The organism is Pseudomonas sp. LS2P72, assembly GCF_054897865.1.
This window is the reverse complement of record NZ_CM142708.1, coordinates 3,267,676-3,288,256: the sequence shown is the minus strand read 5'-3', so window position 1 is coordinate 3,288,256 and position 20,581 is coordinate 3,267,676. Positions and strand designations below refer to the sequence as shown.

11 protein-coding genes are annotated in these 20,581 nt (G+C 55.8%); 8 read left to right on the top strand and 3 right to left on the bottom strand.

Annotated elements, in window-relative coordinates:
* From ACYZUA_RS15110 to ACYZUA_RS15080, 7 genes are all read left to right on the top strand, one after another.
* Nucleotides 1-1,311 (top strand): hypothetical protein, encoded by a 1,311-nt coding sequence (locus ACYZUA_RS15110; RefSeq protein ID WP_461959483.1) that lies wholly within the window; start codon nucleotides 1-3, stop codon nucleotides 1,309-1,311.
* Nucleotides 1,308-2,711, top strand: coding sequence for a hypothetical protein (locus tag ACYZUA_RS15105; RefSeq protein WP_461959482.1), 1,404 nt, complete (start codon nucleotides 1,308-1,310; stop codon nucleotides 2,709-2,711). Before ACYZUA_RS15110 ends, ACYZUA_RS15105 begins: the two co-directional genes overlap by 4 nt.
* A 31-nt stretch (nucleotides 2,712-2,742) precedes the next feature.
* A complete protein-coding gene (locus ACYZUA_RS15100; protein ID WP_461959481.1) occupies nucleotides 2,743-5,163 on the top strand; it encodes a tellurite resistance TerB family protein in 2,421 nt (806 codons plus the stop codon).
* A complete protein-coding gene (locus ACYZUA_RS15095) occupies nucleotides 5,160-6,455 on the top strand; it encodes an ATP-binding protein (protein ID WP_461959480.1) in 1,296 nt (431 codons plus the stop codon). Before ACYZUA_RS15100 ends, ACYZUA_RS15095 begins: the two co-directional genes overlap by 4 nt.
* 43 nt (nucleotides 6,456-6,498) lie before the next feature.
* Nucleotides 6,499-8,673, top strand: a complete 2,175-nt coding sequence (locus tag ACYZUA_RS15090) for a DEAD/DEAH box helicase (protein WP_461963984.1) — start codon at nucleotides 6,499-6,501, stop codon at nucleotides 8,671-8,673.
* Nucleotides 8,674-8,758: 85 nt separating this feature from the next.
* Complete coding sequence (locus tag ACYZUA_RS15085) at nucleotides 8,759-11,413, top strand: PD-(D/E)XK nuclease family protein (RefSeq protein ID WP_461959479.1); 2,655 nt, start codon at nucleotides 8,759-8,761, stop codon at nucleotides 11,411-11,413.
* Nucleotides 11,413-14,811 carry a UvrD-helicase domain-containing protein gene (locus ACYZUA_RS15080; protein WP_461959478.1) on the top strand — a complete coding sequence of 1,133 codons (3,399 nt, stop codon included), beginning with the start codon at nucleotides 11,413-11,415 and terminating at the stop codon, nucleotides 14,809-14,811. Before ACYZUA_RS15085 ends, ACYZUA_RS15080 begins: the two co-directional genes overlap by 1 nt.
* Here ACYZUA_RS15080 and tnpA read toward each other — a convergent pair.
* Nucleotides 14,800-15,360 (bottom strand): IS66-like element accessory protein TnpA, encoded by a 561-nt coding sequence (gene tnpA, locus ACYZUA_RS15075; RefSeq protein WP_461959477.1) that lies wholly within the window; start codon nucleotides 15,358-15,360, stop codon nucleotides 14,800-14,802. The two genes, ACYZUA_RS15080 and tnpA, sit on opposite strands and share 12 nt — an antisense overlap.
* A 109-nt stretch (nucleotides 15,361-15,469) precedes the next feature.
* On the opposite strand from tnpA, the gene ACYZUA_RS15070 reads away from it, so the two are divergent.
* The gene (locus tag ACYZUA_RS15070; protein WP_240890573.1) at nucleotides 15,470-16,726 is read left to right on the top strand and encodes an IS256 family transposase; all 1,257 of its coding nucleotides are present in this window, start codon (nucleotides 15,470-15,472) and stop codon (nucleotides 16,724-16,726) included.
* A gap of 252 nt (nucleotides 16,727-16,978) precedes the next feature.
* Here ACYZUA_RS15070 and ACYZUA_RS15065 read toward each other — a convergent pair whose 3' ends face one another.
* Together ACYZUA_RS15065 and ACYZUA_RS15060 are read right to left on the bottom strand one after the other, a co-directional pair.
* Nucleotides 16,979-19,789 carry a DEAD/DEAH box helicase gene (locus tag ACYZUA_RS15065; protein ID WP_461959476.1) on the bottom strand — a complete coding sequence of 937 codons (2,811 nt, stop codon included), beginning with the start codon at nucleotides 19,787-19,789 and terminating at the stop codon, nucleotides 16,979-16,981.
* A complete protein-coding gene (locus ACYZUA_RS15060) occupies nucleotides 19,786-20,556 on the bottom strand; it encodes a hypothetical protein (RefSeq protein ID WP_461959475.1) in 771 nt (256 codons plus the stop codon). The genes ACYZUA_RS15065 and ACYZUA_RS15060 overlap by 4 nt, the downstream gene beginning before the upstream one ends.
* Nucleotides 20,557-20,581 lie beyond the last annotated feature (25 nt).

The following is a 20,581-nucleotide window of genomic DNA, read 5'->3' as shown; positions in this document are numbered from 1 at the left end:
ATGCCGTATCGCACGATTCCGAATACTGACGGGCGTTATTTTATGCTGGTGGTGGATCAGCAAGGCGACGAGCTCACCAAGGATCCCGACGCAGAGAACGGTATGCTGAGCCAGCGCCTGCTTCAACACCTGCGCAATGAAGCATTCAGTGATCTGTTCATATGGATACACGGTTGGAAAGGCGCTGTGCCCGACGCCATCGATCAGTTCGACCGCTGGATTGGCGCTTTCAATCGTAACCACGACGACTACCAACGCATGCTCGCCAAGCACCCCGGTTTCAAGGCCTGCCATCTGGGCTTCCACTGGCCAAGTCTGAGTTGGGGCGACGAGCAAGTCTCGTCAGGAAACAGCTTTTCGCCCACAGCCCACGGCACCGTCGAGGAGCGGGTGGCCTTCCACGCCACTGAACTTGGCGACACTCCAGCCGTACGCGTTGCACTGCACCAACTGTTCGAGGAAGCGCGAACCCACGCTGGCGCTGACTACCTCACAGACAACGCCCGCCAAGCCTATCTCGCGCTGAACTCCGCCCTCGAATTAGGCGCCAACGGGCAAGCAGGCAATGGCAGTGAAGATCGCGAAACCTTCGACCCCGACCAGGCATTTGACTCTGCCGAATTAATCGGTACAGACTTTGGCGGTTTATCCAACCAGCTCCTGGCGCCTCTGCGTCAGCTGACGTTCTGGACCATGAAGAAACGCGCCCGCGTCGTCGGCGAACGTGGCCTGCACAGGCTACTGCTAAGCCTGCAGCATGATCGACCCGAATTGCGTATTCACCTGATGGGCCACAGTTTCGGCTGTATCGTTGCCAGCGCCTCGCTAGCCGGGCCAGAGGGCAAAGATCCATTACCGAATGCTGTGGACTCCTGCGTGCTGGTACAAGGCGCACTGTCACATTGGGCATATGCCAGCAAGATTCCCTATGGCACAGATATCCGCGGCTACTTCAGCCATTTACTGAGCAGCCAGAAAGTCAAAGGTCCACTGGCTATCACCCGTTCGATCCACGACTACGCCGTCGGCAAGATCTATCCTTGGGCGGCAGGGATGGCCAACCAAGTGGCATACGATTTAACTACTCTGCCCCGCTACGGCGCCATAGGCGCCCACGGTATCTGCGGTGTGGAAACGGCCGAGTACCTGAAGATGCTTCCTGCGGGCGACGCCTATACCTTCAAGGCAAGTGGCATCTACAACTTAGACGCGAGCGCCTATATCAAGGATGTTAGCGATGGCCTGTCCGGTGCGCACAACGATATCGACGGGAAGGAAGTGGCTCACTTAATTTGGGAGGCCGCACGATGAACGATTCCACCGAGCACTTTCTGGCTTTCGGTATCCACGCGGATACCGGTCTGCCGCTAACGTGCGAATTTCCCGTTTCGGTCAATGGGCAACTCAGCAATGAGGCACTCGCCCAACGTGCAGCCGGAATTGCCTACTCGAACAATGATCACATGGGTGCAACTGCCGGTTTCGACCTCGAAAAGCTGGACGAGGTTGGCTGGGGTTTAATATTCGCCATCGATGTGGACCCTGCCCCCTATCTTGAACAACTTGAACCCCTGCTGGCGCTCAGGAAGGAACAGGCCGGCGCACGTTTTCGCATTTTCTCCGGCCCGGAAGGACCGCGCCCCGATGAAAGTGCGAACAACTGGCTGAACCGTCATGGAACAGCCCTGAACATTATCGATCCCGACCTGGGTGTTCCCTTCTACTTGTTGCTGGTTGGCCCGCCGACGCACTTATCCTTTGAGTTTCAATACTCACTCGATATTGTCGCCGGTGTCGGACGCCTCGATTTCCCCACGCTCGAGGACTACCGTCACTACGCCAAGAGCGTGGTCAAACATGATCAGCATGATGAGTGCCGCACCCGACGCACTATTGAGTTATTCGCCACCTGCCATGACTTCGACGCCGCCACGCAACTGTTCACTGAAAAAGTGGCCCGTCCCTTGAGCGAAGGGCCGAATGCGCTAGGCGCCAAATTTGGTTTCGCCGTCAACCCCACCCTGGGAGACCAATCCACAAAAGCTCGCTTGGCCAGCCTTCTCAGCCACCCCACACAAGCGCCGTCATTGTTGTTTACCGGCACCCACGGAATGGCATTCAACGCAGACGACCCACGCCAACTTGAACACCAGGGCGCGTTGGTCTGCCAGGACTGGCCGAGTTATGGCGACCTCACTGCCGAGCATTGGTTCTGCGCCCAGGACGTACCTGAACATGCAAACATTCACGGCATGATCCACTTTTTTTTCGCCTGCTATGGGGGCGGCACTCCAGAGCACGATAACTACACATTCACCGAACCGCGCAAACGCATCGCCAATGCACCGACCACTGCCCGACTCGCCCAAAAACTCCTGTCCCTGCCCCAGGGAGGTGCCCTGGCATCGCTGGGCCACGTGGATCGGGCATGGGCGTCAAGCTTCCTGTCAAAGCGAGGCATAGCTCAGACCCAGGCCTTTCGTGATGTCATCCATCGGCTGATGCTGGGTAACCGTATTGGCCACGCTACCGATCAGTTCAATACCCTATGGGGCACGTTGAGTACACAGCTCGTTGTGCTGCTCAACAACTTGAGTTACGGAAAACAACCCACTCACGAATTAATGTCATTGCGCATAGCCCGTGACGACATGCGCAATTACGTTGTGTTGGGCGATCCGGCTGTCCGGCTCCGTGCGGAGCCCCGCTAACTTCATCCACTTTTCAAGGTTGAAATGTCTCATGGCAAGGAAGAAGGCAAAAAACTCCAGTGGCACCAGCATCCTGATGGTTTTTGCACTGACCTTCGCAGTCGCTGCGATTCCGAAGAATGCTTGGATCGCCATTGGCGTCATAGCTTGCATCGGCGCGATTCTATGGCTGCTGGCTCATCGCGCAAAGCGACAGCGCGATCCAATCCCGACATCGCCTCCAGAGCTAACTCGCCCGCAGAACTCACAAGGTATAGACCTTACGTTCTCTATCCGTGAGGTTTCGACGAGCAATATGGATGTTGAAGAAAGTCCCGAGTTTTATACCGTCCAACTCGGCTCGCGCCCCTTCACCTCCTTTAAAATTCCAGATGCAGGCTCACAGAAGTCTGATGCCCGCTGGGTGCCGGCAGGCGAGTCTGTCACTGTTTCTGGCTTTTCGCTTCCCGGCGGTATGTTCTATGTCGGGAGTACGCTGGGTGGCCGATACGACGCGCAAGAGCCCTCACTGATCAACCCAAAACTCCGGATTGCCAAGGCATACGTCGATATTGAAGAGCGGCTGATGCCTTACTGGCCAAGTTTTCATTCCATTACACCGGAGGCTCGGCGCGGATACCTTCAATGGCTTGCAGGTGGGCGTAATGATCCACTTGCGGACACCGGCTATGTCTTTTTGTTTTTCTATGGACTGGAGCGCCGGGTACTCGTTGATAGCGTAGAGAATCCCAAGGTAATTGCTGAGACTCCTTTGATAGTCGAAGAAGTCCAGCGCCTATTGAGTATTTATGGGGAGAACCGGTCGTTCAGGGGATATGCGGGCGGCTTACTGGATTACCTGGAAAACACTGCTGTTGACCCAAATTTCTACCTTGGCCCGCCTCCCGAAGTTGCTGCTTTAAACTACGAAATGCCACTGCCGCTGCGCATGGGTTTGGGGCAACACGCCTCCAACAAGCGTCCACTAGATGCCGATTGGGCGTTGGCATGGGCGCTAGCCGACCCCAACATCGGTAAACGCACCCCGGTGACGCGCTGCAAAGAAGTCTTCTCAACATTGTTCAAGCTCAAATACGCAAGCTTCCATCCTGCGGGTCTGATCCTGGCGCAAAACAAGACCAAGCTTAAGACCAGCTACCGCCCAGCATCTGCGGTGTTAAAGGCACCCACGCTAAATCTGGGTGATCTTCCTGACGTCATGGCAACCTCAGGAACACGTAAAAATTTGCAACTGCTTGTCGAGCTATGCACCAGCGAGCTTGAGCCCTACAGCCGTTATTTGGGACGAAACCCTGAAAGCGCAGAAGCCCTTGAGGGCCTCCTGCAGCTTCCTGTCATCCTCTGGCCGGCGGCGGCCCGTACAGAGTTGGACGAGCTTCGATCCAGGATCGGTGACGATCTGATTGTCATGAGCTTTGGCGAACTCGCGGGTCGATTCAAAAGCGCCGGTGTGTTGTCTCGCGACAAGGTACTCGCGCTTGCCCGTGCACTAGAATCGCTTCATATCGGAATGGAGCCCGACGTACTGGCCGGTAGCAGAATACCGAAAGCTGAAGACCGAATCGCATTGTTCGTGACCCTGCCCGAAGACGGATCACTCCGGGCCTCTACTGCATACAACGCTGCATCAGTAACCCTTGATCTGTCCAGTGCAGTGGCATCTGTCGATGGTGACACCTCCAATGAGGAGTTCACGCTGCTTGCTCAGCACATCGACTCATGGAATCACCTGAGCGTTGCCCATCGCAAGCGTCTAAAGGCGCATCTGCGAATTCAGCTCCAGCAACCACCAACGCTCGCAAGCCTGAAGAAAAAGCTCGATCCCTTGACCGTCGAAGCAAAGCGCATGATCGCCAGCTTCCTGGCTCACCTGGCGCAAGCCGATGGCACCGTCAGTCCATCGGAAGTGAAGCTTCTTGAGCGAGTTTATAAGGCGTTGCAACTGGATAGTCAGCTGCTTTATGGCGACCTTCACGGAGCAGCATCTGGGGCGAGTATTGCGCCCGTTGCGCCAGCAACCAGCTCTCCCCAATCCGAACCTGGGGCACAAGTCTCTGTAACTGCGAAGCAAGGCTTCGTGCTCAATCATGAGCGGATTGCACAGCTGCAGCGGGAGACGGCTGAGGTCTCCGCCCTCCTTGCCCGGGTCTTCACTGATGATCCGGTCGAGGAGGCTGAACAGCCCGTTGAAGCTGCAGAATCGGCTCCGGAGTCGAGCGCTGATATTGCGGGCCTCGATTTGGAGCACTCTGCATTCCTTCGTTTGTTGATCTCACGTCCTGAATGGAGCCGCTCCGAACTTGAAGCCGCCGCCAGCGACATGGAGCTGATGCTCGATGGTGCCTTGGAACAAATCAATGACATGGCTTTTGAACGTTTCGACATGCCCGTCACTGAGGGTGATGACCCCGTCGAGATCAATACAGACATCCTGGAAGAGTTAGCCCTATGAGCACTATCAGAGCCAAGGATCGCGACGCGGTCGTACAATCGCTGCGCGCCGGTGTTGTTCCTCGTGTCGGCCAACACTTGATTCAGGTGGGCCGGGTGGGCGAACTCGATGCACTGATCAAGGACGTCAATCGTCTGGTCGAAAGTGGCTCAGCCTTTCGGGTTGTGATTGGTGAGTACGGTGCAGGCAAGACGTTCTTTCTGAATTTGGTGCGAGCCATCGCTATGGAGCGAAAACTCGTGACCATGCACGCTGATTTGAACCCTGATCGCAGACTGCATGCCACCGGGGGACAGGCACGCTCGCTTTACTCCGAGCTGGCCAAGAACATGTCGACGCGCACGAAGCCCGACGGCGGGGCCATGCAAGGCATCGTTGAGAAATTCATCTCCCAAGCCAAAACCGAAGCAAAGGCGGCAGGTATTGACAGCGAGACTGTCATCCGTGCCCACCTGAGCGAGCTGACCGAGATGGTCAATGGATATGATTTCGCCGAAGTGATTGCTGCATATTGCCGCGGTTTCGAGGAGGGCAATGAGCAACTCAAGGCCGACGCGATCCGTTGGTTGCGTGGCGAGTTCACCACCAAGACGGATGCCCGAGCGGCCTTGGGTGTACGGACCATCATCGATGATGCTTCTGTCTACGATCAGCTTAAACTGCTTTCCAGATTCATCAGACTCGCAGGGTTCGGCGGTCTGATGATCTGCCTCGACGAACTGGTTAACCTCTACAAGCTGGCGAATACTCAAGCTCGTAATGCCAACTACGAACAGATCCTCCGTATCCTCAATGACTCCTTGCAGGGATCGTCCGAGGGGCTTGGTTTCGTATTGGGTGGCACGCCCGAGTTTTTGATGGACACTCGTCGAGGGCTATTCAGCTACCCTGCCCTGCAATCGCGACTGGCCGAGAACTCGTTTGCCAAAACCGGACTCGTGGATCTTTCGGGGCCCGTCATTCGTCTCACCAGTCTTACCCCTGAGGACTTCTACGTACTGCTTCAGAAGCTTCGTCACGTATATGCTGGCGGCGATGCTGAAAAATATTTACTGCCTGACGAGGCGCTCCCGCTGTTCATGGCGCACTGCAACCAACGCTTGGGTGAAGCCTACTTCCGTACACCGCGCACCACGATCACAGCATTCATCAACCTGCTGGCCATTCTGGAGCAAAACCCAGGTGCCGATTGGCGGACGCTGCTTGGAGGCGTCGAGGTCGCCAAAGACTTGGGCGGCGAAGACGACACGAAAGTCGACGCGGACGATGAACTTGCCACCTTCACGCTCTGACTCATCGGGTTTCGACCAGCTAGAATCCCGAATCCAGCGATGGATTTGGGCTGAAGGCTGGACTTCCTTGCGCGACGCCCAAGAATGGGCAGTGCCTGTACTGGTGAATGCCAACCAGGACGTCATCATCGCCGCAGCAACTGCGGCGGGGAAAACCGAGGCCGCTTTCCTTCCCATACTCACCAATCTACTTAACCACGATGACCCGCCTGGCGCCGTGTTGTATATCAGCCCCCTCAAGGCCTTAATCAATGATCAATGGGACAGGTTAAGCCGTCTCTGTGAGCAGCTTGAGATCCCTGTAGTGGCCTGGCACGGAGATATTTCTTCGAGCAAAAAACACCGCTTTCTAAAGTCGTCTGAGGGCGTGCTGTTGATCACCCCTGAATCCCTTGAAGCACTGTTCGTAAACCGTGGCTCAAGTCTTGGCGGAGTATTCCAAAATCTACGCTATATCGTCGTAGACGAGCTGCACGCGTTCATCGGTAGCGAACGAGGCAAACAACTTCAGTCACTGATGCATCGGGTAGAACTTGTCACCGGGCACCGTCTCCCTAGGGTCGGGCTGTCAGCCACGCTCGGCGATATGAAGATGGCGTCGGAGTTTTTGCGTCCGGGAAATGCCGATGGGGTTACCGTCATTGAGTCAAAAAGCTCCAACCAGACGCTTCAGGTGCAGGTTCGCGGTTACATCCAGCCGCCAATGAGCGAGCTCAAAAAGAAGCCCGTCGAGCGCTCTTCTGATCAGGAGGAAAATGAAGACGAGACGGAAAACGAGGCAAGCCCTGACTTCGCGATTGCTGATCATCTATACAAGGTGTTACGCGGCAGTAATAACCTGATTTTCCCGAACAGTCGGTCTCAGGTTGAATGGTACGCAGACCAACTGCGTCGCCGTTGCGAGAAAGATGGTCTGCCCAACGAATTCTGGCCTCATCACGGCAGTCTTTCAAAGGATCTGCGGGAGCAGGCTGAACATGCTCTCAAGGCAGGTAACCAGGCAGCATCGGCGATTTGCACCACGACGCTTGAACTCGGAATAGACATCGGCAGCATCAAAACAGTGGTGCAGATTGGTGCCCCACCATCGGTGGCGAGTCTGCGACAGCGTTTAGGGCGATCTGGCAGACGCCCAGGAGAAAAAGCAACGCTGCGCGTTTACTGCAAGGAGTCACCACTCAAAGATGCATCGAGCCTCTCGGATCAATTGCGCCAAGGCTTGGTTCAGACCATTGCCATGGTTCGACTGCTGGCCAGGGGGTGGTTTGAACCTCCCAGGGCTCAGGGCATTCACGCGTCCACCCTTGTTCAGCAATCCCTTTCCATCATTGCCCAGTGTGGTGGCGCATCTGCAGCAGACCTCTGGAGAGTCTTGATTGCAGAGGGGGCTTTTCCGAATGTCGAGAAGTCAGACTTCGTGAAGCTGCTCAAGTCCCTGGGTGAGCATGAACTCATTGTTCAAGACAGTTCGGGGTTATTGCTCCCAGGGACGGTTGGAGAGCGACTGATCAACCACTACGAGTTCTATAGCGCATTCACCAGCGATGAAGAATTCCGCCTGATGTGTGAAGGTAAAGCGCTGGGATCAGTCCCCGTAAGCCGCCCGTTGACCAAGGATCAACGCATCATCTTTGGAGGCCGGAGATGGCAGGTGCGTGATGTTGATCTCCAGGCCAAGGTCATTATTGTTTCAGCCGCACGCGGTGGTGCCCCTCCTCAGTTCGATGGTTTGGGCGCTATGGTGCATGACACTGTGCGCGAAGAGATGCGCGCAGTCCTGGCAGACCCGGCCGCTTGCCCGTTTATCGATCGCGGCGCTCAAGCGTTACTCGATGAAGCTCGAAAGACATTTGTCTCATTGGGTCTTGGCGAGCGTTACCTCATCGAGTCGAGCGGAAAATGTTATTTGATCAGTTGGCTAGGTGATTACGCCAATGATGCGCTACGCCTGCTGCTCAATCATGTGGGCCTTTCTTGTGATAACTCGGGCCTTGCTATAGAGATCGACGCGAACATCGATCAGGCAAAAGCCGCACTCAAGGCCGTGGGTAGTTTGGACCCAAGCGATCTCGATTCGACTCTCGCAGATGTGGAGAACATGCTGCGCGAAAAATGGGATTGGGCGCTGCCAGAGCCGTTGCTCGTGAAGTCTTTCGCTTCAATCTCGCTCGATATTTCTACCGCAGTATTTTTTGCCCAGAGACAGTCCGCGAGCTGAATTTAAGCTAGTTGAGCCCTATTGGATTGGCGGGCCAGCACAATACAAGCGCTTGATCATTACGTATCACTCTGAAGGAGCAGCGATGTCTTTTGCGAAACGTTCGACCGTTGTAGTGCAGGGCCGCCTAGCCATGCGCCATCAACGTCTGGCCTTGGCCCGAGAAGGCCGCCATGGCGTCCAAGTGATGACTTTTGAGCAGTTGGCGGTTCGACTGGCAGGTGGATTCACCTGCCCGATAGACGACGAAAGCCTGCGCGCGGCCATTCAAATGGCCCTACCCTGTGTAGGCTTGGGTGAACTGGACAGCATCAAAACGCTTCCCGGGATGACTAACGCAGCGACGGAAACATTGCGTAAAGCTTGGTATGCAGGGATCGAGTTTGAAACGCGCGCGGCCGAACATCCCCGGTTGGATGCCATCGCTCGCCTGGAAGCAGCAGTACTCGATCAACTGCCTGCGGCGGTGCTGCGCCCGCTCGATATCGCTGCCGCCGCCCAGAATCGTATTGCTCATGCCGCAGTAGTCCTCGGCGAGGTGCTTATTGAAGGCTTGAGCGACCTACCTCCCTGCTGGCGGCCGCTACTCATAGCACTGGCCCAAAACGTTTCGGTACAGTGGAACTTCGGTCCGAGGCCAATGCCCGATTGGTTGGATGGCAGTGCAGTCAGCGTTCAACAGGCACCCGCGCAAACACCTGCAATCTGCGCAGTTAGCGCGGCAACGACCTACCACGAGTCCATTGAGGCGATGCGGTGGGTGCGAAAACTGCTCGTATCTGGTGTGCCTCCCTCCGAGATCGCAATCGCCGCCTCGTCCACCACCGAATACGATGAACACTTCCTGGCTTTGCGCGCTGATGCCAACCTCGATCTGCATTTCGTTCACGGAATCAAGACCGTCAGTACTCGTGAAGGCCAAGCAGCGGCTGCATTAGCCGATATCGTGGTTTACGGCCTGTCGCAGTCGCGTGTCCGCCGCCTGGCATCTCTTTGCCGTGGTTCGGCAGCCTGGGAATCGCTACCCAAAGGCTGGCAACGCATCCTGCCAAACGACGCGCCACTTCTGAAAGTGAAGTCGTGGGAGCAACTTTTTTCGCGCCTGGAGGCCAGCTCCTGGGTGGATGGTCAGGACCATACGCCTACATTGCGGACCAGTATTGAACTGCTGAGCCAAGGCCCCGAAGCGGCCACGCAGCTCGGGAAAATGTTTCTCAAAGGACGCGCGCTGACCATATGGAACAAGGCGCTTCAGGCCGGGCCGGCGGTGTCCATCGACCAAACCCTGGAAACCTTGAAGCAGGATGATGGGCTAGATGCCTGCATATCGATCGCCTGGATGCCTGCCAGCACCCTAGCTGCGTCGCCACGACGTTACGTACGTTTGATAGGTCTGAACGCGTCCCAGTGGCCGCGTACTGTGGACGAGGATCGGCTGATCCCGACCCATGTCATTCCCACATCGCTGCTCGATCCACTGTCGCTCAATCTCGCTGATCGTCGAGACTTCGAGATCATCCTGGCCAGCACCGACGGAGAAGTCGTGCTGTCCCGCGCACGCAGAGACAAGGACGGACGTTTGCTAGGACGAAGTCCGCTGCTCGGCTCGCAGCCCGAGGAAGCCTATTTGCGCCGCCACGCCGTACCTGAGCATGCTTACAGCGAGACCGACCGGCTCATGGCGCGCCCGAACGAGCTACAGGCACAACCACAAGCGTTGAGCGCGCAGCGTTGCTGGAACAATTGGAGAAGCACGGCCATAACCGCCCATGACGGCCTTGTTCGGGCCGAGCACCCCTTGATCGATGCGATCCTCGATCGTACCCAATCGGCCAGTTCACTTCGCCATTTGCTTCGCAATCCGATTGGTTTCGTATGGGCCTATGGATTGGGCTGGCGCGCCCCACAAAGCGCTAGCGAGCCTTTGGTGCTCGATGGTGCACAGAACGGCAACCTGGTCCACGAAATTCTCGAGAAGGCCTTGCTCATCATCGAAAAATCAGACGGCCTGGCGAATGCCCCTGAGACCTTGATCGAAACCGCAGTTGCCACCGCGGTGGCTGATGTTGCCATCCAATGGGAAACCGAACACCCAGTGCCTCCCCGAATTATCTGGGAACGTACGCTGGAAGCTGCTCGCACGATGGCAAATTGGGCACTGAGTGAACGCGAAGGAGTGCCGTCGGATTCTCGTGCCTATGCCGAAGTGCCCTTCGGCGGCTCAAGCTCTGAGCCTTCAGTAACATTGCCCTGGAACACCGCCGAATCAGTGCCAATTCCTAGTACGGGGTTCAATATCACCGGCTACATCGATCGACTGGACCTATCCGCTGATGGAGCTAAAGCATTTGTTCGCGACTACAAGACCGGCCGCAAGCCAAAGGATGAAATAGAGCTGGATGGCGGGCGCGAACTGCAGCGCTGCCTTTACTCCTTTGCGGTAAAGGCATTGTTAGGGGATCAGGTTGCCGTGAGCGCTTCACTGCTTTATCCGCGTGATAAGACCAGTCTTCACCTCGCTGACTCCCAAGACGTAATGAACAGACTCACCGACTATCTCCAGGCGGCAAGGACAAGCCTGGTGAGTGGCGTGGCGGTACCGGGCACTGACGCGGGCATCAACTATGACGAGCTCGCGTTCGCATTGCCCGCCAATGCAAGCGCCACTTACTGCAAACGCAAACTACCGGCCGCAACGGAAGCATTGGGCGAAGCCGCCAATATCTGGGAGGAAAAATGATGAGCGCGCTAACCAGGGTTCTCAAGGATGACAATGCGCGCTGGCAGGCGATAAGCCAGCACGATCGCTCGTTTCTAGTGGAGGCCGGAGCAGGCTCCGGCAAGACTGCTGTTATGGCCGGGCGCATCGCGCTGATGCTGGCCGATGGCATTCGTCCGAGCAATATTGCTGCGGTGACCTTCACCGAGCTCGCCGCCAGCGAGCTGCTGGTGCGCGTACGCAACTTCGTTTCCGAGCTTTGCTCCAGTGTCATCTCAGCCGAACTTCGCGTTGCGCTCCCCAATGGGTTGTCCGAGGCGCAGCTCGAAAACCTTCACACCGCCCGCGCCGCAATTGATGAAATCACATGCTCAACAACTCATGGCTTCTGCCAGCGCTTGATCAAACCCTACCCGGTTGAAGCTAACCTCGATCCGGGCGCTGTTGTCATGGACGCCCAAGCGGCTGAACGTACATTCAATGGGATCGTAGATGACTGGCTGCGAGAGACGCTGAATACCAACAGAAGCAGCGTTATCGCCGAGATGGTGATGCATAGCCCTGATGAGACCCTGACACTCATCCACCTTGTCGCCGACAAACTGCGCCAGCACCGTGGGGTTTCGGCTCCAGCTGCGCCCCCTATCCAGCTCGCTCAAATAGCACTCCAACGCGCAGCCGCCAACTTTGTAGCCTTCACCAGCAGCGCGAGTGTGCATGAACCTGAAACTGCGATTAAAGCCTCACAATTGGCTGAGCTTGCAGCCGAACTAAGCGCAGGCGCATCACTGGAGACGTCTACGGGGACGATTCGGGCTCTGGTGCTACGACCCCACCAGGAACTTTGTACCCAAGCGGGCGATTTCAAAGCCTATAAATTCAAAGGAAAATGGGAGACAGCTGCCAAGCTGGCAGGCTTGTCGAAGGCAGAGGGTGCTCAGCTCAACGATCAGGCACAAGCTCACTATGAGGCATGCCGCCAAGCATGGACTGAGGTACAGCAATCGGCTGCTGCTCAAGCCTTGGCAGCCGTGATCGAAGAAACTCAACAGGCCGTAGATAAATACGGTGAGTACAAACGTTCCACTGCGAGGCTTGATTACGACGATCTGATCTACACGGCGCGCGATTTGTTGCGCGATCATCCCGAGGTGTGCAGTGCATTAGGGCAACGCTTTGTACATGTACTGGTCGACGAATTCCAGGACACCGATCAGCTTCAGGCAGAGATCTTCTGGCGGCTTTGTGGAACGCCAGGCAGTACGCCTGACGACTGGACAACGTTCCAGATCCGCCCTGGCGCGCTCTTTCTGGTGGGGGACCCCAAGCAGGCCATCTATCGATTCCGCGGCGCCGATGTCAGCGCCTATGTGCAGGCTCGCGAGGCATTCAAGGAGCAGGCCCCAGACAGCCTACTCGCTATCAGCACCAACTTCCGCTCATGCTCGTCGATCCTCACTTACGTCAACGAGCGCTTCCAGGGCATCTTATCGTCACCCGGGCAATCCGGCTTCACCGCGCTTGAGGCTTTTCATGGCGAGCGTGACACGCCTTGCGTTGCTGCACTGAATATTGCTGCTGCAGATGCCGACGGCAAGTCCAGCTCTGAACAACAACGCGATGCAGAAGCCGAAGCCGTCGCCGATCTCTGTGCGCGCCTGATCGGTAGCCAACCAGTCGCAGACCGCAATGGGACCGCAACCCGCCCCTGCCAGCCTGGAGACATCGCTCTCCTCGCGCCCACCGGGACTGACCTGTGGCGTTACGAACAAGCGTTAGAGCAGCGTGGGATACCGGTGGCTACCCAGGCTGGCAAAGGACTCTATTGGCGTCAAGAAATTCAAGATTTGATCGCGCTAACCCGAGTGCTGGCCGACCGGCGCGATACGCTAGCACTCGGCTCACTGCTGCGTGGCCCGCTGGTCGGGTTGAGCGAGGAAGAACTTCTGGATGTGGTGTGGACGCTGCCACGAAATGCAGATACACCAGAGCGACTTCCCTCCCTGGATCTGAGCACTGGGAGCGCAGACATCACTCATCCACTGGCCCGTGAGATTATCGAAAAGCTGCAATCACTCAATCGGCGAGCGAATTCAACCACTCCCCATGCACTGTTATCCCAGGCGGTGGATATGCTGCAGGTGCGCCCGTTGCTATTGCAGCGCCATGGGGGCCAAGCCGAACGAGCCCTGGCCAATATTGATCTTTATTTAAGCTTTTCGACTACCTATGCAGGCGCCGGCTTACGCGCCTTCTCTGAAGCGATGACCGCAGCCTGGGAAGATGAGACCCGGGCCGTGGAAGGCCGCCCAGATGCCCAGGAAGAAGCAGTTGCGCTGGTGACGATGCACGCCGCAAAAGGCTTGGAGTGGCCCATTGTAATTCCCATCAACACAATGACCCAGATCATGTCGGCAAGCGGTGCCGTAGTTGATCGACATAGCGACACCCTCTATTGCAAGGTGCTGAAAATTGCGCCGGCGGGTCATGAAGCGGCTATGGATAAAGAGAAAGAGGAACTTGAACGCGAGCGTATCCGACTGTGGTACGTAGCGGCGACGCGTGCTCGAGAATTGCTGGTACTTACGCGTCACGACACTGTTCCTTCGAAATCTGCATGGGCCAGCCTGCTCGACCTGGACCTAGCGAACCTTCCGGAACCTCACCTCGCGGATTGGCCAGCGCATGTCGTTGTTACGAATGGGCTAGACAGCAACTACCAGACGCGCGAAAGGTTTGCTAGGGAAGCTGAAGCCATTGCTGCGAGCCAGCCGCAGCTGTGTTGGCTTGCACCGAGTCGCAATGAAGGCACCGGTGGAGCTGTACTTGAAGAGGAAACGATAGAAATTTGGACAAGCACCTCCGATGATCAAACGCACGATTTGGAAACGTTGCCACAGGTGCAAGGCGGCCGCGAACGTGGGCTTATTCTGCACAAGCTTATGGAGGAAGTGCTGACTGGCGAAACCGATGCGCAGTTGGTGTCGCTCATTGATCGCGCTCGTGAACTGATCCTGGCACTTGGACAGACGCCTGTCGCCGACCCAGCCACAGGTCTTGCCGCGGAGGAGCTGGCTAGTTGTGTAACCAGGACGCTGGAACTACCCGAGGTCGCCGCTCTGCGGAAATTTCTACTTCCAGAATTCGTGGTCTATTCAGCGAAGGCCGAAGACGGGCAGGAAACTGCTACCGTCGGTATCGCTGACGCGCTGACATTTACGGAGTCTGGATTACCGGACGTCATAGTGGACTGGAAAAGTGATGTAGACCCTGCGCCTGCTGCGCTCAAGCACTATCAGGAACAGGTACAGACCTACCTTGATATTACCCATGCCATGCGCGGAATGATCGTATTCATGAGTACAGGCCGTGTCGTTGAGGTACGGCCCACAAAGGCTCTTGTGGATTCAATCGTGTAACGCTTCAACGAAAAGTCTCCCTTCGACTGGCGTGAAGACGGCCGCTGTAGTGACTCCAGCCGACACCGTCCGTCTTCCGCCACACGACTTCCGTAAAAGTGAGTTCCGCAAGCTGCGCCAATGCCCCCATGTGGCTCCGAAGCATTGGCTGCATTGCCTGACGAAAACGAATGCAATCGCTCGCCAACTGCAGCAGACAGCTGCACGTACGATAGCGGTATAACAAGCCCCAGAAAAACAGGTCTCGCAGGCAGCCGCGCTTTCGGTCGGCCAGCTTACTTTGACCGTAACGCGCGGGGGTGGGATTTCGAGGCAGATGGTGGCAGCGGTGATATCTAATCGTGAAGTCGGCGGCTGTGGTGTCAGCGGGATGAAGGTAGGTTGCAGGGCGACACTTTTCTGCGATTGCAGCCGAATCCACTTATGGACGAGGTTCGCGTTGAGGCTGTGGCTCAGTGCAATGTTGGCAATCGAAGCACCGGGCTGGGCGCACTCTTGAATGACTTGGGCTTTGAAGGATTTGGAATAGGAACGGTGTTGTGGCTGCATGAAAGACCCGCTTAAAAGGCTAGAAATGGTGCCCACTTAAATTTGAGGGTGTAATTAGTTTTGTGTAAACGGTCATTTGGCAGGAGACTGCCTACCCCAAGGAAATCCAATGACCGAGCCAAAACCCAAGCGCGCCAAACGAGTCAAGCCTGATCCTGAACTGGTTAAACTGGCCGACAGTCTGCTGGCCAACTACAAAAAGCCCGAAGATCTGATCGGCGAAAACGGCCTGCTCAAACAGCTCACCAAGATGCTGGTGGAGCGGGCCCTTGAAACCGAGATGACCGAACACTTGGGGCACGACAAAAGCGCAGCGATCACCAACACCGCCGCCAATGCGCGCAACGGTCACAGCGGTAAAACCCTGAAGGGCGACTTCGGCGAACTGCCGCTCGACATCCCTCGCGACCGGCAGGCGTCCTTCGAGCCGCAGTTGGTGGCCAAGCATCAAACCCGCTGGACGGGCTTCGATGACAAAGTCATCTCTCTCTACGCTCGCGGTTTGAGTGTCAGAGAAATCCAGGCTCACTTACAGGAAATGTACGGCACAGAGGTCTCTCCCAGCCTGATCTCGGCGATTACCGACGCGGTGAGTGACGAGGTCAAGCTGTGGCAAGCCAGACCACTGGACGCGCTGTACCCGATCCTCTATCTGGACTGCATTCACGTCAAAGTGCGTGACGCTGGCGCCGTGCGCAACAAGGCGGTTTACCTGGCTATCGGCGTCAATATGGCCGGTCACAAGGAAGTGCTGGGTCTGTGGATCGCTCAAACCGAAGGCGCGAAGTTCTGGCTGCAAGTGGTGACCGAACTCAAGAATCGGGGCGTGCAGGACATCTTCATCGCCTGCGTGGACGGTCTCAAAGGTTTCCCTGAAGCCATTGAAGCCGTCTACCCAAAAGCCGTCGTTCAGCTGTGCATCGTGCACATGGTGCGCAACAGCTTGAACTTCGTGTCGTGGAAAAAGCAGCGAGAGGTGGCGGCTGATCTCAAACTGATTTACACCTCGGCAACCGCCGAATTGGCCGAACAACGACTCTGCGAATTTGAAGCCAAATGGGATGCCGAGTACCAGTCGATCAGCCTGTCATGGCGGCGAAACTGGGCTCGGGTGATCCCGTTTTTTGACTATCCAGCCGAAATTCGCAAGGTGATTTACACCACCAATGCCATCGAATCGATCAACATGAGCCTGCGCAAAGTGATCAAAACGCGCGCCTCATTTCCGACCGATGACGCGGTGATGAAACTGTTTTATCTGGCGCTGAACAACATCAGCAAGAAGTGGACGATGCCGATCCGGGACTGGAAAGCGGCCTTGAATCGCTTCAGTATCCAGTTCGAAGATCGGCTGTTAACGGTTTAATAAAAATCCCGTTTACACAAAATCTAGGACACCCTCTTAAATTTAAGTGCACACCATGTCTTGGCTTTGCAGGGCGGGCTAGATGACTTCACCGGACGGATACCGGACGCTTACCTTGAATTGACGTCAAACACTTCCGTTTGCTCCAAATTTTGGAAAGCCTCGGCGTAATTTCAAGTAACCATCTATAAGCCAGGTTATTTTTCCAGTCTTTGTTGAGCGAGCAGTTGTAGCTCAACCTCAACAGAGCAATCACTCAATTGGAATCAGCAAGTCGTCGATCTCAGCCTCACCACCCCTCGCACGCAAAGCGGCTTCGACCTCCCTAGCCATTTGCGACCATTTGATGGTGGCCGCCTCTTCACTCCCGAACTCGCTGAGCTTCCCGAGACCTCGTAGAATCCAAGGTAGGAAATTGCCCACAACGCTGTTTATGAACGACACAAAGTCCTCAAACATCGTCTCAACGGTGTCCGGCTTCGCCGTAGAGTTCTTCTTGCGTAGGGCTTCAAAGACTTGGCGTAAATCCATACGCGATAGCAAGTTCTCCAGCATCTCCTCAATGTTTGAGGCCTTGACCACGTTCCTGTGCTTAGCCCCTGAGAAAATTTTTGTCAACGTTTCGTTAGACTGTTCGGGAACATCGTTAAACCGCTCCAGCAGATCACTGTAAAGCGCTGCCTGAGTTTCAAAAGATTCCTCGGTCAGGTATTGCACCATTAGCCGACAGGTTCCAGGCGAAAAGCCGCTCAGATTAGCAGCTTTGCCAAAGTCTGTGAGTCGGATTGGGCTGTTCATGACAGCCATTGCACCACCAGCCTGTTGGTCATCCAAAATTTTACTAACGGTCTCACACAGAATTCGACGTACGTTATCCTCACCACCGGTCTGCCCAGCGTATGAGGCATCCGTCAAATCCGACACGATATCATCAGCGTCAGGGTTCTCTCCGATGCACGCGAGCAGTTGCGCGCTGAGTGTTGCCTCTAGCAGTTTTTGCCCTTGGGGGGGAGTTTCATCCCATTCGCTACCAAGCGTGGACACGAGCGGCGAGGACGCAAACATGACTTCCTCCAAGCGATGCTTGTTTTGCTGGCGCAGTTTCAAAGATGGAGGGCCCATCAAGTTTTCGAAGAGAATCGTGTCGCCCTCAGTAAAGGCACCAGCTCTCCCGCAGCGTCCCGCAATGTTACGGAAAGTCATCGACTTCATTGCCGTGCCATCGTCACGCATACTGCTGAGCCAGTGACCAACGATAGTCCACCTGAATGGAAGATCCGCTCCTTCGGCGAGAGTAGTAGTCGCGCAAACCACGGAGAGCGCACGCGCCCGGATTAGTTTCTCTATGTCACGGCGTACATCAAAGGGAAGAGATGCGTTGTGGTACGCAACGCCACGCCGAAGACAATCAGCAAGGAAGTTTAAATACGGATAGCGTGTGAGGATGCTTTCTGCTGTCTCTAGAACTACGTCGTTCTCAACAGATTCTCGATCTTCCATTAGTCCATGAGCAAGCAGCCGAGTGTCCAATTTTCGTGAGCACACGATCAGCCCGGGCGAACCCAGTCGAGTCAAAAGGTCGCGTGCTATCGAGCCAAGATTGGCGGCCGCACTCTTCTCGTTAACAATCGGAAACTTCCCCGGTCGGATTTGTCCAGGAAGTTTGACTTTGATAGGTTCAGATACGGTAGAGGTGGGTATCTCGTCCGAGGGGCGGAGCGCGTCGTTCCCGTGAATCCAGTACATATCCCCGTTCGCAAGGCACATAGCCAATCGGCGAGCGGTAGGTCGCCAGCCAATTTGGTGTAGGTCGCGTTGTGCTACGCCAAGCCATGTGCAAACTCGCTGCGGCTCAGTCAATACAGCTGACAGCCCTATGATGCGAATCTTTGGGTTGCTTCGCTGAAGCAACCGAAGGCGGGAAACCAAGCCCTCCACGCGGGCACCCCGAACTCCATTCTCCAGAACATGAATCTCGTCGAAGACGACCGTGCGTAGTCGATCAAGGTTTTCACCAAAACGAAGCCACCCGTCAAACCGTTCAGGCGTAGCGACGACAACCTCACTCTCGGCGAAGCTGTTCAAGGCTTCAGATTGGAAACCACCAAACATAGAAACTAAAGATATCTCGTCGCCAAGACGTTTCCGAAGTGAGTCCTTCACTTGCTCCCCAACCGCGACAAACGGCGCTACATAGACACAAAGGCCATCACCCTCTAAATCGGCAGCTATACAAGCTTCAGCAACAAAAGTCTTTCCCGTGCTCGTGGGAAGCGTTAGGAGGGTGTTGCGCCCGTGATTGGCAATTCGTTTCTTGCTCAAAAGAACGTGTTGCGGGGGCAGCATTGTCACCGTACCCGCCCGAATGGAGTGCCGGATAAACCATCTTGGAATTTCGGGCGCGTCGTCTAGAAGATTAACGGTTGCTAATCGTTTTGCTTGGTAGGCCGCCACCCGTCCTCCCAGCAAGAGTGCGCCTTCCGCCATAGTTCCTGCCATTGCAGCTTCAGTGAAGAGCGCAAGCGCAGATTTGAATGCTCGGGTACGCGTCTGCCTCTTAGAGCTACGCAGGGCGCGGAACCACCAGAAACGAAACTTCTCGAAGTTCCGGTTGTTCGAAATATATCGAACAGCCCTACTGGAGGGGTCGCATATGGCTGCGACCATACGGAATACCAAGCTTTCCTTGGTATAGCCTGAGGACACATCAGAAAGCGCAGCTCGCGCGCTGGGAAAGTTGCCATGCATCGCAAAGGCAAGAGCAGCATGAAATGACAAGTCATCAAGGTCAGCAACTTTCGGCGGACTTATTCCGCGTCGCAGGTGTTGAGCAGTCGATTGCAAGATGCGGGCTGCGGCAACAAGAGGTCGCGCGCTGTGCTCATCATCTAGCGTCTCAAGTACGTCGAGGTCTACGCGAACTTGGAATGCGCTTATGCACTTAAGTGCGGTCGAGACATCAAAAGGATCTGCGGTCGGCCACGTTGGTTCAACCCCTCTCGCCTTCGCTGCAGATGAGGCAGCGCTTTCGAGGAATCTGATTGAAGCAGGGAGGTCGCTCATGGCATCGTAGTTCCGTTGTTAGAGAGATGCACAAGGCAATTCGTGAGCGTGCTTATCGCAATGCTCCAGGGCTCAATGGTCTGCTTACCCCACCCTTGTTGTTGAATCTTCGCGGCAACATCGTCTAGAGCTTCAATAGCCGCCACATCCCCGACTCCACGATCGTGAACCAACGTAGGTAGCAGCCTGATGCCTTTGCAGTCCTTCGCCTCAGGCATAAAAAGCTTACCGACTCGCTCAAGCGCGTCGTCATCAAACTCGTGTACTTCCATCAGGTAGCCTTGGAGCCAATTGAGCCTCTGACCTAGCGACCCTGCGACCGTTGTTTTCCCCAAGAGTTTTTCGTAGTCATCAACTAGTGCAGTCGCGTAGGTCAACTTGACGGCGCCGGTAGTCTTGACCTCCATGATGTAAAGGCAGTCCTTACTCTCGTCGCCCTTTGGGTCCAAGTGGACAATAGTGACGTCCAGCCCCGTCGGGGCACCATCTTGCAGCGGTGTCAGGGCTCCCATAAGCGCCAATGTGTACCCGTTGCCTTTCCCATACAACCCACTAGCACGCGCAACTTTGTAAGACAGGAATTCGCCAAGGTTGCCCTTTCGACCGGTCGTAAGCTTCGTGATTTTGGGTGGCCAGTTTTTGGTCACCCTTGTGAGCTCACTGTGTATCCATTGGTAAAACGCGGCACAATCGGGATTGCCCCGAACGAGCTGAATCTGCCATCCATTGGATGACTTCGAAGGTGAACTAGTGAAGGTCATCGGCATCTCACTTCCTGTTTTAATGCATGGC

Coding starts and splice junctions, on each gene's coding strand:
- ACYZUA_RS15110 (WP_461959483.1), top strand. CDS start 1: ATGCCGTATCGCACGATTCCGAATACTGACGGGCGTTATTTTATGCTG.
- ACYZUA_RS15105 (WP_461959482.1), top strand. CDS start 1,308: ATGAACGATTCCACCGAGCACTTTCTGGCTTTCGGTATCCACGCGGAT.
- ACYZUA_RS15100 (WP_461959481.1), top strand. CDS start 2,743: ATGGCAAGGAAGAAGGCAAAAAACTCCAGTGGCACCAGCATCCTGATG.
- ACYZUA_RS15095 (WP_461959480.1), top strand. CDS start 5,160: ATGAGCACTATCAGAGCCAAGGATCGCGACGCGGTCGTACAATCGCTG.
- ACYZUA_RS15085 (WP_461959479.1), top strand. CDS start 8,759: ATGTCTTTTGCGAAACGTTCGACCGTTGTAGTGCAGGGCCGCCTAGCC.
- ACYZUA_RS15080 (WP_461959478.1), top strand. CDS start 11,413: ATGAGCGCGCTAACCAGGGTTCTCAAGGATGACAATGCGCGCTGGCAG.
- tnpA (WP_461959477.1), bottom strand. CDS start 15,360: ATGCAGCCACAACACCGTTCCTATTCCAAATCCTTCAAAGCCCAAGTC.
- ACYZUA_RS15070 (WP_240890573.1), top strand. CDS start 15,470: ATGACCGAGCCAAAACCCAAGCGCGCCAAACGAGTCAAGCCTGATCCT.
- ACYZUA_RS15065 (WP_461959476.1), bottom strand. CDS start 19,789: ATGAGCGACCTCCCTGCTTCAATCAGATTCCTCGAAAGCGCTGCCTCA.
- ACYZUA_RS15060 (WP_461959475.1), bottom strand. CDS start 20,556: ATGCCGATGACCTTCACTAGTTCACCTTCGAAGTCATCCAATGGATGG.